The sequence below is a fragment of the Ancylobacter oerskovii genome (assembly GCF_018390555.1).
Taxonomy (GTDB): Bacteria; Pseudomonadota; Alphaproteobacteria; order Rhizobiales; family Xanthobacteraceae; genus Ancylobacter; species Ancylobacter oerskovii.
Genome location: NZ_JAHBGB010000019.1, coordinates 353,316 through 364,706 on the forward strand (window position 1 = coordinate 353,316; position 11,391 = coordinate 364,706).

The 11,391-nt window shown below is 67.7% G+C and carries 13 protein-coding genes; 4 read left to right on the forward strand and 9 right to left on the reverse strand.

Going from position 1 to position 11,391, the window contains the following annotated elements:
* Positions 1-89 precede the first annotated feature (89 nt).
* Both hisE and KHC19_RS10480 read left to right on the forward strand, forming a co-directional pair.
* Positions 90-617: a phosphoribosyl-ATP diphosphatase gene (gene hisE / locus KHC19_RS26465; RefSeq protein WP_378295597.1), complete on the forward strand. Its 528-nt coding sequence runs from the start codon at positions 90-92 to the stop codon at positions 615-617.
* A gap of 58 nt (positions 618-675) precedes the next feature.
* Positions 676-1,257, forward strand: a complete 582-nt coding sequence (locus KHC19_RS10480) for a YqaA family protein (RefSeq protein WP_213352283.1) — start codon at positions 676-678, stop codon at positions 1,255-1,257.
* A 33-nt stretch (positions 1,258-1,290) separates the two neighbouring features.
* Here the strand turns inward: KHC19_RS10480 and cysW are convergent, their stop codons facing one another.
* The 9 genes from cysW to KHC19_RS10525 all read right to left on the reverse strand — a co-directional run bounded on the left by cysW (position 1,291) and on the right by KHC19_RS10525 (position 9,702).
* Complete coding sequence (gene cysW, locus KHC19_RS10485; RefSeq protein WP_213352284.1) at positions 1,291-2,127, reverse strand: sulfate ABC transporter permease subunit CysW; 837 nt, start codon at positions 2,125-2,127, stop codon at positions 1,291-1,293.
* Positions 2,124-2,987 (reverse strand): sulfate ABC transporter permease subunit CysT, encoded by an 864-nt coding sequence (cysT, locus tag KHC19_RS10490; protein ID WP_213352326.1) that lies wholly within the window; start codon positions 2,985-2,987, stop codon positions 2,124-2,126. The genes cysW and cysT overlap by 4 nt, the downstream gene beginning before the upstream one ends.
* A gap of 108 nt (positions 2,988-3,095) precedes the next feature.
* On the reverse strand, positions 3,096-4,115 hold the full coding sequence (locus KHC19_RS10495; RefSeq protein ID WP_213352285.1) for a sulfate ABC transporter substrate-binding protein: 1,020 nt from the start codon (positions 4,113-4,115) through the stop codon (positions 3,096-3,098).
* A gap of 200 nt (positions 4,116-4,315) precedes the next feature.
* Complete coding sequence (locus KHC19_RS10500) at positions 4,316-5,053, reverse strand: phosphoadenylyl-sulfate reductase (protein ID WP_213352286.1); 738 nt, start codon at positions 5,051-5,053, stop codon at positions 4,316-4,318.
* Entirely contained in the window at positions 5,050-5,580 is a 531-nt protein-coding gene (locus tag KHC19_RS10505; RefSeq protein ID WP_213352287.1) for a DUF934 domain-containing protein, read from the reverse strand. Before KHC19_RS10505 ends, KHC19_RS10500 begins: the two co-directional genes overlap by 4 nt.
* The gene (locus tag KHC19_RS10510) at positions 5,567-7,222 is read right to left on the reverse strand and encodes a nitrite/sulfite reductase (RefSeq protein WP_213352288.1); all 1,656 of its coding nucleotides are present in this window, start codon (positions 7,220-7,222) and stop codon (positions 5,567-5,569) included. The genes KHC19_RS10505 and KHC19_RS10510 overlap by 14 nt, the downstream gene beginning before the upstream one ends.
* A gap of 40 nt (positions 7,223-7,262) precedes the next feature.
* Positions 7,263-7,604 carry a DUF2849 domain-containing protein gene (locus KHC19_RS10515; RefSeq protein WP_213352289.1) on the reverse strand — a complete coding sequence of 114 codons (342 nt, stop codon included), beginning with the start codon at positions 7,602-7,604 and terminating at the stop codon, positions 7,263-7,265.
* A 128-nt stretch (positions 7,605-7,732) separates the two neighbouring features.
* The gene (locus KHC19_RS10520; protein ID WP_213352290.1) at positions 7,733-8,518 is read right to left on the reverse strand and encodes a DUF429 domain-containing protein; all 786 of its coding nucleotides are present in this window, start codon (positions 8,516-8,518) and stop codon (positions 7,733-7,735) included.
* A complete protein-coding gene (locus KHC19_RS10525) occupies positions 8,515-9,702 on the reverse strand; it encodes an NAD(P)/FAD-dependent oxidoreductase (RefSeq protein ID WP_213352291.1) in 1,188 nt (395 codons plus the stop codon). Before KHC19_RS10525 ends, KHC19_RS10520 begins: the two co-directional genes overlap by 4 nt.
* A 140-nt stretch (positions 9,703-9,842) precedes the next feature.
* On the opposite strand from KHC19_RS10525, the gene KHC19_RS10530 reads away from it, so the two are divergent.
* Positions 9,843-10,742, forward strand: coding sequence for an HpcH/HpaI aldolase/citrate lyase family protein (locus KHC19_RS10530; RefSeq protein ID WP_213352292.1), 900 nt, complete (start codon positions 9,843-9,845; stop codon positions 10,740-10,742).
* Positions 10,743-10,791: 49 nt separating this feature from the next.
* The gene (locus tag KHC19_RS10535) at positions 10,792-10,995 is read left to right on the forward strand and encodes a DUF1737 domain-containing protein (RefSeq protein WP_213352327.1); all 204 of its coding nucleotides are present in this window, start codon (positions 10,792-10,794) and stop codon (positions 10,993-10,995) included.
* Positions 10,996-11,391 lie beyond the last annotated feature (396 nt).

An 11,391-nucleotide genomic window follows, 5' to 3' on the forward strand; every position in this document is an offset into this window, starting at 1 on the left:
GCCTCGCGGCCCGGAGACGGCAGACCGTGCCGGGGCGTGATCGCCTATCGCCACGCAATGTTCATCGAAACGACGCTAGACTTCGACCAATGACTGATTCGATCCGCCGTCTTCACGAAGCCGTGTGTGCGGCGCGTGCCGGGCATGTCGCCTCGCCGCGCACGACGAAGCTGTTCGCGCGCGGGCGGGCCTTCATCGCCAAGAAGGTCGCGGAGGAAGCGGTGGAGGTGGCGCTCGACGGCGTGGTCGGCGACACCAACGGCACGGTGCGCGAAAGCGCCGATCTGCTCTACAACCTCGTGGTGCTGTGGGCGGAGCTGGGCATCGAGCCCGGCGACGTGTGGGCGGAGATGCGGCGGCGCGAGCAGATGATGGGCATGGCGGAGAAGCTGCCCAAGCCGGGCAAGCGGGCCGGCGCCTCGCTGCCACCCGGCCGGGCCGCCGGCGGCGTATCGCTGCGGAATCGTGACAGCCTCAGCCATTCGGGCTATGCGAAGCCCGCCGATCTTTTTGCCGATCTCGCCGCCCAGCCGGGCGGGGAGGCGGATGCCGCTTCGGGCGGCACGGCGCTGGTCGCGGCGCCGATGGCGCCGGGCTCGCGCCGCGACACCCGCTGAGGCGCACCACGCCGTCCCGGCTCCCCGTCGGGATGATCTCTCCCCGCCGGAGCCTTCCATGTTGCGCCGTCTGTATCAGTGGGTCATCGACCTGGCCGAGCGGCCCTCGGCCGGCTGGGCGCTCGCCGGGGTGTCGGCGGCGGAAAGCTCGTTCTTCCCCGTGCCGCCCGACATCATGCTGGTGCCGATGTGCATCGCCCGGCCGGACCGTGCCTGGCGCTACGCCGCCATCTGCACCGTCGCCTCGGTGCTGGGCGGGCTCGTCGGCTACGCGATCGGCGCCCTGCTCTACGAGACGGTCGGCCTGTTCCTGATCCAGCTCTATGGCTATGGCGAGAAGGTTGACGCCTTCGCCAAGGCCTATGCCGAATACGGGCACTGGATCATCCTGATCAAGGGCGTGACGCCGATCCCCTACAAGGTGGTGACCATCACCTCGGGCTTCGCCCATTACAGCCTGTTCTGGTTCGTGGTGCTGTCGGTGATCACCCGCGGCGCGCGCTTCTTCCTGGTCGCCGGCCTCATCTACTGGATCGGCCCCTCGGCGCGCCGCTTCATCGAGGAGCGGCTGGGGCTGGTGACCTTCATCTTTGCGGTGGTCACCATCGTCGGCTTCATCGTCGCCACCCGGCTGTTCTGAGCCGCGCCTCGCCCGCCGTTCAGGGAGCGTCGCTCAATGCCCGCCCTTGCGGGCGTGGACGCGGCTCTCCAGCACCGTCTTGGCGAATAGCGTCACCACGGCGAGAAGCGCCAGCAGCGAGGCCACCGCGAAGGAGGCCTGGAACTGGTACTCGTTGTAGAGGATCTCGACCTGCAGCGGGATGGTGTTGGTCTCGCCGCGCACATGGCCGGAGACCACCGACACCGCGCCGAACTCGCCCATGGCGCGGGCGTTGCAGAGCAGCACGCCATAGAGCAGCGCCCATTTCACATTGGGCAGGGTGACGCGGGAGAACACCCGCCAGCCGGAAGCGCCGAGCGTGACCGCCGCCTCTTCCTCCGTGGTGCCCTGTTCCTGCATCAGCGGGATCAGCTCGCGCGCCACGAAGGGGAAGGTGACGAAGATGGTGGCGAGCGCGATGCCCGGCCAGGCGAAGATGATCTTGTAGCCATTGTCGATCAGCCACGGCCCGAAATAGCCCTGGGCGCCGAACAGCAGCACGAAGACGAGGCCGGCCACCACCGGCGACACCGAGAAGGGCAGGTCGATCAGCGTGATCAGGAAGCTCTTGCCGGGAAAGCTGAACTTGGTGATCGCCCAGGCCATGACGAGGCCCATCACCGTATTGGCGACGACCGCGATGGCGGTGACGATGAGCGTCAGCTCGATGGCGGCGAGGGCGTCGGGCTCGATGAGCGCGGCGGCATAGGCCTCCCAGCCCTTCACCAGGGCCTGCGCGAAGACGTTGACCAGCGGCAGCACGATGAACAGGCCGATGAACAGCGCGGCGATGCCGACCACCGTCCATTTGACGGCGGCGGGCTCGGAACGCACGGAATTGTCGCTCATGACGCCCTCCCGGTGCGGGCCTGCGACCAGCGTTGCAGGCCGTTGATCACGAACAGCAGCGCGAAGGAGGCCACCAGCATGGTGGCGGCGATGGTGGTGGCGTCGGCGTAGCGGAATTCCTCCAGGCGGATGACGATCAGCAGCGGCGCGATCTCCGACACGTTGGGCAGGTTGCCGGCGATGAAGATCACCGAGCCGTATTCGCCGACCGCGCGCGCGAAAGCGAGCGCGAAGCCGGTGAGGAAGGCGGGCAGCACGGTGGGCAGCACCACCTTGCGGATGGTGGTCCAGCGGCTGGCGCCGAGCGTGGCGGCGGCTTCCTCCAACTCATGGTCGAAATCCTCCAGCACCGGCTGCACCGTGCGCACCACGAAGGGCAGGCCGATGAAGATCAGCGCCACCAATATGCCAAGCGGCGTGAAGGCGACCTTGATGCCGAAGGGGGCGAGCAGGCCGCCGAGCCAGCCATTCTCGGCATAGAGCGTGGTCAGCGCGATGCCGGCGACCGCGGTGGGCAGGGCGAAGGGGATGTCGACCAGCGCGTCGAGCAGCCTGCGGCCGGGAAAGTCGTAGCGCACCAGCGCCCACACCACCACGGCGCCGAGCACGAGGTTGATGGCGGCGGCGATCAGCGACAGGCCGAAGGAGATCTTCAGCGCGTTCAGCGTGCGGGTAGCGGTGAGGATGGTCCAGATGCGCTCGGGCGTCAGTTCGGCGGTCTTGAAGAACAGGCCGGCGAGCGGGATCAGCACGATCAGCGACAGCCACAGCAGGGTGAGGCCCATGGTGAGCCCGAAGCCGGGGATCACGCCGTTGCTCCGGCGGGGCGGGGCTGTTCCCGCGAGTTCCGCTGCGCTCATCGTCGTCTCGGCCATGATTGCGTTCCGCGCTGCCCATCATAAGAGCGGCGCCGGACCTGGCGAAAGGTCCGGCGCCCAGTTTAGCCCGGCAAGTGCCGGCCTCGGGAATCAGTTGGAGTAGATCTGGTCGAAGACGCCGCCATCGTCGAAATGTGTCTTCTGGGCCTTGCGCCAGCCACCGAAGGCCGGGTCGTCGATGGTCACCAGGTCGACCTTCGGGAAGACGTTCTCATACTGCTTGGCGATCTCGGGATCGCGCGGGCGGTAGAAGTTCTCGGCGGCGAGCTTCTGGCCTTCCTTGGTGTAGAGCAGCTTCAGATAGGCCTCGGCGACGGCGCGGGTGCCCTTGCGGTCCACCACCTTGTCGACCACCGCGACCGGCGGCTCGGCGAGGATGGAGAGCGAGGGCACGACGATGTCGAACTTGTCGTCGCCGAATTCCTTCTTCGACAGGAACGCCTCGTTCTCCCAGGCGAGCAGCACGTCGCCGACGCCGCGCTCGGTGAAGGTGACGGTGGAGCCGCGGGCCCCGGTGTCGAGCACCGGCACGTTCTTGAACAGGGCGGCGAGATATTCCTTCGCCTTGGCCTCGGAGCCGTACTTCTTCAGCGCATAGGCCCAGCCGGCGAGATAGTTCCAGCGGGCGCCGCCGGAGGTCTTCGGGTTGGGGGTGATGACCTGCACGCCGGGCTTCACGAGGTCGTCCCAGTCCTTGATGCCCTTGGGATTGCCCTTGCGCACCAGGAAGACGATGGTCGAGGTATAGGGCGAGGAGTTCTGCGGCAGGCGCTTCTGCCAGTCCTGGGCGAGGAAGCCCTTGTCGGCGATGGCGTCGATGTCATAGGCCAGCGCCAGGGTGACGACATCGGCCTCGAGGCCGTCGATCACCGAGCGGGCCTGCTTGCCCGAGCCGCCATGCGAGGTCTTGATCTCGACGGTCTTGCCGCTCTCGGCCTTGTATTTCTCGGCGAACAGCTTGTTGAACTGCTGATAGAGCTCGCGCGTCGGGTCGTAGGAGACGTTGAGCAGCGTGGTGTCGGCGGCGCGTACCGGAGCGGGTGCCGCCAGCGGAGCGATGAGCGCGGCGGCAAGGCCCGCCACCGCCAGGGATTTGAAATTGAGGAACATGTCGATCTCTCCGGGGCGGCGCCTGCGCACCGCGTGAAACTGTCGGATTGACGTTTCCACAGCTCGCGAATGGGGTCAACTATAAAAATACAGAGTATATAGAAAATTAGATGAAATAACGGAACGCCCGTGTGATTTCCGGGCGCGCCGCCGCCATGCTGCCGATCCGCCGCGCGCTCATGGCGCGGGCGGGGGCTGTGTCAGTGGGCGGAAATCAGCGTGTGGATGCCGCACTCGGTCTTGGCCTTGCCACGCCAGCGGCCGGCGCGGGCATCTTCTCCCGGCGCCACGCGGCTGGTGCAGGGCAGGCAGCCGACCGAGGGAAAGCCCTTGGCCTCCAGCGGGTGCGGCGGCAGCGCGAAGCGCTTGTGGGCGGCTTCCACCTCGGCCCGCTCCAGGCTGGCGAGCGGGTTGAACTTCAGCCGCTCGCCGTCGCGCTCCGCCACCGGGATGGAGGAGCGGGTGGAGGCCTGGTAGCGCTTGCGCCCGTTCAGCCAGCCATCGAAGCCCGCCAGCGCCCGCGCCAGCGGCTCGACCTTGCGGATGCGGCAGCAGGCGTCGGGGTCGGAGTACCAGAGGTCGTTGCCGGCATCGAGCGCCGCCAGCCGCTCGGCAGCCGGGTGGATGGAACGCACATCGGTGAGGCCGAGCTGGCGGCTGAGGGTGTCGCGGTAAGCCAGCGTCTCCTCGAACAGCCAGCCGGTGTCGAGGAACACCACCGGGATCGACGGATCGACCTCGGCGGCGAAGGCCAGCAGCACCGCGGATTCGGTGCCGAAGGAGGAGACGAGGCAGAGCCGGTCGCGCCCGACGAGGGTCTGCGCGGCGGCGATGATCTCGGTCGGCGAGCGTCCCTCGAGGGTGCGGGAAATCTCCTCCACCGCGTCGAGCGGGGCGAGGCCCGCGAGGGCGGTGTCGAGATGGAAGGGGGAGGTCATGCGGCTTCTCCCGTCGTGCCCTTGCGCGTCGCCGAGCGGCCGAGCCGCGCGCGCAGCAGGCTTTTGCGGCCGTCGCCGGTCGGCTGGTAGAACACGGTGTAGCTGTGCATCGCCTCGTCGAAGGCCCGGGCGTCGGCCTCCTTGGCCGGTACGATCTGGTCGAAGCCGGACCGCGCCATGATCAGGAACTGGTCGCGCAGCACGTTGCCGACGGCGCGCAGCGGCCCCTTCCAGCCGAGCCGCTCGCGCAGCAGGCGGGCCTGGCTATAGGCGCGCCCGTCGCGGAAGGTCGGGAAGTTCAGCGCCACCAGCGCGAGGCGCGGCAGATAGGGCGCGATCTCGGCGATCGGCTTGTTGTTCGGCCAGATGAGGCCGACCTCGACATTGGCGCTCTTGAGCGCCTCCTCTTCCTTGAGGAAGCGGTCGAGCGAGACGAGCACCGGGGTGGAGGCGGGGAGCGCCTCGTCCTCGTCGGCGACGCGGGTGAAGCGGTCCTCGACCAGCTTGCCGTTCTCAATGAGTGGCATAGACGCGCTCCTTGAAGGGTTCGACGCCGAGGCGATGCACGGTGTCGATGAACAGCTCCTTCGGCGAGGAGCGCAGTTCGAGATAGGCGTCGACGATGTCCTCGATCAGGCCGGGCACCTGGTCGTAGGACACCGCCGGGCCGAGCAGCGTACCCAGCTGGGCATGCTCGTCGGCGCGGCCGCCGAGGGTGATCTGGTAGAATTCCTGGCCGTTCTTCTCGACGCCGAGAATGCCGATATGGCCGACATGGTGATGGCCGCAGGCATTGATGCAGCCGGAGATATTGACGTGCAGCCGGCCGATGCCGCGCGAGCGGTCGAGATCGGCGAAGCGCTTGGAGATCTCCTGCGCCACCGGGATGGCGCGGGCATTGGCCAGGGCGCAGTAATCGAGGCCGGGGCAGGCGATGATGTCGCTGATGTGGTTGACGTTCGGCGTCGCCAGCCCGGCGGCGTCGAGACGGCGCCACAGTTCCGGCAGATCCCTGGTCGCCACGTTGGGCAGGCAGAGATTCTGCTCGTGGCCGACGCGGATCTCGTGGAAGGCATAGGCATCGGCGAGGTCGGCGACCGCGTCCATCTGGTCGGCGGTGGCGTCGCCGGGCGGCGCGCCCACCGGCTTCAGCGAGATGGTGACGATGGAATAGCCGGGCACCTTATGCTTGTGCACCGAGTTGCGGTACCAGGTGGCGAAGCGCGGATCCTCCAGCGCCGCCGTCAGCTCGGCCGGCTCGTCCTCCAGCGCCGCGAAGTCGGGATAGAGAAAGCGGGCGCGGATGTCGTCGATGATCTCGTCGGTGAGCTGCAGCGCGCCGTCGCGGATATTCGCCCATTCGGCCTCGACCGCCTCGGCGAACGCCTCGGCGCCGATCTCGTGCACCAGGATCTTGATGCGCGCCTTGTAGATGTTGTCGCGGCGGCCAAACTGGTTGTACACGCGCATGATCGCTTCGATGTAGCTCAGCACATGCCGCACCGGCAGGAACGGGCGGATCGACTTGCCGACGAAGGGTGTGCGGCCGAGGCCGCCGCCGACCAGCACCTCGAAGCCGAGCTCGCCGTCCTCGTTGCGATGCAGACGCAGGCCGACATCGTGCACCTTGGTGGCGGCGCGGTCCTTGGGCGCGGCGGTGATGGCGATCTTGAACTTGCGCGGCAGGTAGGTGAATTCCGGGTGGAAGGTCGAGTACTGGCGCAGGATCTCCGCCCAGATGCGCGGGTCGTCGAATTCCTCCGGCGTGGCCCCGGCCCACTGGTCGGTGGTCACGTTGCGGATGCAGTTGCCGGAAGTCTGGATGCCGTGCACGCCGACTTCGCCGAGATCGGCCATCGCCTGCGGCAGATCCTCCAGCTTGATCCAGTTGAACTGGATGTTCTGGCGGGTGGTGAAATGGCCGTAGCCGCGATCATAGACGCGGGCGACATGTGCCATGCGGCGCAGCTGGTCCGAAGACAGCGTGCCATAGGGAATGGCGATGCGCAGCATATAGGCGTGCAGCTGCAGATAGACGCCGTTCATCAGCCGCAGCGGCTTGAACTCGTCCTCGGTGAGGGCGCCCGACAGGCGCCGTTCCACCTGGTCGCGGAAATCGGCGACCCGTTCGGCGAGGAAGGCGCGGTCGAATTCGTCATAGACGTACATGATCGGTGTCTTCTGCAGTCGCGGCTTGAAGGAACGGCATTCAGGCCGCGGGAAGGGTGGAGGCGGGCGGCTCGCTGGCCGGCAATTCGAAGGTGACGCCGTTGACGCGGATGCGCTCGCGCAGATTGCCGGGGAGGATGGCGCCATCCTCGCCGAGTACGACCGGGGCGACATAGGCGCCCACCGCATCGGTGTCGCGCTTGTGGGCGCCTTCCAGCAGGGCGATGGCCTCCGGCGCCGTGGTGACGACGGCGGCATCGCCGAGCGCGGTCGACCAGCCGCCAGCCGCCGTGCGCCAGACCACCGCGCCGTCGGCGAGACGGTTGGCGGTGACGGCGACGGGGCCGTTGACTTTCAGTTTCTGCTGCTGCGGCGCGGCCATTCCCGGCAATTCCCTGTGTTTTAGTCGTTCCAAATATATAACACAAATTCGCATGTGCAAATTGGATAAATGCACAAAATTTATGTGTGATATGATATTTGACAATAATTGTAGACTGTTAGGTGGCATCACGCCTGTATCTGGATCGGCAGGCCCTCGCCGTCGCGTTCCGCCGGGGTGGGAAAGCCGATCGCCTGCCCATGGGCGATGCGCCGCGCGGTCCATGCGGCGGCGCAGGCATCGATGAGATCGTCCTCGCCCACCTTGAGCGCGCGGGCCTGCAGGGGAGAGGTGAGGGCCTCCGCGAAGCCTTGCGCCGCAAGGAGCCGGCGCCGCAAGGCGAGGCCGGGCTTGTGCGGGGCGTTCTTCACCTTCTTGGCGAGATCGAGGGCCGTCTCGCCGTTCATCGCCCAGAAGCTCACCTCGGGGTGGCATTCGTGGATGCGGCCGGCGAGGGCGGCCCGCTCGCGCAGCAATCCGTCGATCTCGGCGATCTTGCCGAAGATATGGAAGGCCTGCCGCGACACCGCGCGGGGCGGTTCGGAGGTTGCGCGGGCCACAGAGCAGGCATGCCGGTAACGCTCGGCTTCGTCGGGAAGGCGCGGGTCGAGGGCGGCGTAGACGGCCGCCCGCGAGGGCATGGAGAAGACGCTCGACTGGCGCATGCCGAGCCGGGGGCGCACCAGCCGCTCCGGTGCCCGCCCGTTGGGGCCGACGCGTTTGGGCAGGCCGATCGGCATGTCGACGGCGATGATCTGCGGTGCTTCCGGCCGGTCGACCAGCTCGGCGAGACGGTCGATGCGCTCGGCCTTCATGGCGTTGCCGGGTTCGATGATCACCGCGATCCAGCCGCCGGATCCATCGGCAAGGCGGGGGCACCCATCGACGCCGGCCACCCGAAGCCCGGCGCTCATATGATGTTCAGCTCCGCATGCGGGCGGTTGGCGAGGATGCGCTCGTAACCGAACACGCCGAGGTCGAGCGAGACCGAGCGGCCATGCACGATCCATTCGGCGATGGCACGGCCGGCGGCGGGGGCCTGCTGCAGGCCGTGGCCGGAGAAGCCGTTCATGAAGTAGAAATTGCCGATCTCCGGGTGCGGGCCGATCACCGCATTATGGTCGAGCAGGTTCATCTCGTAATGCCCGGCCCAGGCGCGCACCAGCTTCACCTCTTCCATCGCCGGGATGCGATAAGCGAGGTTGGGCCAGGTGGTCTCCTCGAACAGCGGCCAGTCGACCTCGAAATCCTCGCCGGGATCGCGATCCTCCACCGGATCCGCCGCGCCGCAGATCTGGTAGGCGCCTTCCGGCCGGATCCAGAAGCCGGTCGGATCGACCAGCAGCGGCAGGCGCGGCAGCTCGGTGCGGCAATGCAGGACATAGATGCAGCGCTTGCGGCCCTCGACGGGCAGGGGGATGTCGGCGAGTCCCGCCACTCGCCCGGCGCGCGGCCCGGCGGCGTTGACGAGGCTGCCGCAGGCGATGCGCCGCCCGTCGGCGAGCGAGACGCCGGCAATATGGTCGCCGGCGCGCTCGATCGCGACCACCTCGCCGGCGATCATCTGCGCGCCCTGCCGCTTCGCCGCCTTGCGCACGCAATCGAGCAGCGCATGCGCGTCGAACCAGCCCTCGCCGGAGCGGCCATAGGCGCCGGCGGCGAGGCCTTCCGTATTGAGATAGGGAAAGGTCGCGGCGAGCGCGGCCGGATCGAGCAGGTCGATATCGGCTCCCTCGGCCTGCTGCACCCGGTGATTGGCTTGGAGGATCGGCAGGCCGGCGTCGCTGGCGAGGATGAGATAGCCGCCCTCGTGCCAGGAAAGATCGGTCTCGGCGCCGAAGCGCTCCCTGGCCGAGCGCAGGAATTCCAGCCCGAACAGCGACATGCGGATATTCTCGGGGATGGAGAATTGCTGGCGCAGCGAAGCGGCCGACAGTGTGGTGGCGGAGCGGGCGAAGCTGGCGTCGCGCTCGATCACCGCCACCGTGCCGGTGAAGGCGGGGTCGGAGGTGAGGAAATAGGCGGCCATCGCCCCCATGATGGCACCGCCGACGATGACGACGTCATAGCGTTCTTCCGTCCCGATAGCTGCGCTCATGCCCTTCGATCCGATAAGACGTTGCGTGGCGGGGCTCTCTTGCGCAAGAAAGCTGCGGAGCCGCCGGCGGGCGCGGTTGGTGTGCCGCCGCCTGCCCGGATAGGCTGCTTTCCCGATCTTGCCAACTAGCCGAGCGAATCATGATTCCCGTCCTTCGTCCCCGCCGCAGCGTGCTCTACATGCCGGGCGCCAATGCCCGCGCCCTGGAGAAGGCGCGCAGCCTGCCCGCCGACGGGCTCATCATCGATCTCGAGGATGCGGTGGCGCCGGATGCCAAGGCGGAGGCACGCCAGCAGGTGGCGCAGGCGCTCGCCGCCGGCGGCTATGGCCCGCGCGAGGTGGTGGTGCGGGTGAACGGCTTCGAGACGCCGTGGTTCGAGGCCGATCTCGCCTGTTTCGCGCAAGCCGCGGCGACGGGTGCCGGCCCGGATGCGCTGCTGATCCCGAAGATCGCCCGCGCGGAGACGCTGCGCGCGATCGGCGCCCGGCTCGATGCGCTCGGCGCGCCGGCGTCGCTGAAGCTGTGGGCGATGATCGAGACGCCGCAGGCGGTGCAGGACGTGGCGAAGATCGCCGCGGCGGCGCAGGATCCGGTAAGCCGGCTCGGCGTGCTGGTGCTCGGCACCAACGACCTCGCCAAGGAAACGGGCGCGCGCATCGTGCCCGGGCGGGCGCCCATGCAGGCGTGGTTGTCGCTTTGCGTCCTGGCGGCGCGCGCCGGCGGCGTAGAGGTGCTCGACGGCGTCTGGAACGATTTCCGCGATCTCGACGGCCTTGCCCGCGAATGCCGCGAGGCCGCCGAGATGGGCTTCGACGGCAAGACGCTGATCCACCCGACGCAGCTCGACCCCTGCAATGCCGCTTTCACCCCGCCGGCAGGGGAGGTGGAGGCGGCCCGCGCGCTGATCGCCGCCTTCGACCTGCCCGAGCATGCCGGCAAGGGGGTGATCCAGATCGAGGGGCGCATGTATGAGCGCATGCATGCCGATATCGCCCGCAAGACCGTGGCGCTCGCCGAGGCCATCGCCGCGCGCAGCTGAAATTCGAGACAGGACGATACCGATGACGACGGATGCGACGACCAAGACCATGAAGCTCTACCGCTACCTGACCGGCCCCGACGACGTCTCGTTCTGCAAGCGGGTGTCGGCGGCGCTGAACAAGGGCTGGCAGCTCGCCGGCGCCCCGACGCTGACCTTCGACCCGGTAAAGGGGCGGGTCATCTGCGGCCAGGCGATCGTGAAGGAAGTGGCCGGCGAGTGGTCGGACGAGGTCGTGCTGTCCGATCATTGAATTTGCGGCCGCTTTTCGACCTATCCACAGGGTTGTGGATAGGTCAGAAATGCTAACCTGTTGAAAGGTCAGCATTTCTTCCGTAGCGCTCTCGCCGAAGCCGTTTTGTCGCCGCCGCGTCATCTTTCTGAAAACGAGGCTGTTGACAGGGGAAACGGCCCCCCCTATAACCCCGCTCATCGACGGGGCGCGCCACTGACGCGGTGCTGACGCTCCTCCGGTTGCTCCCGACAGAGACGAGGTCTTCGGACCGGCGGTCGCCGGCGGGAAAACTGTCGACGGTCTAAGGGTGTGAGTCCTTAGGTTGAGGGGTTCGGGTTCGAGCGGTTGTCTCGAATTCGGGCTTGACGGCCGAAAGGCCGGCGAATATAGAGCCGCTCCCGCCGACGAGCAAGT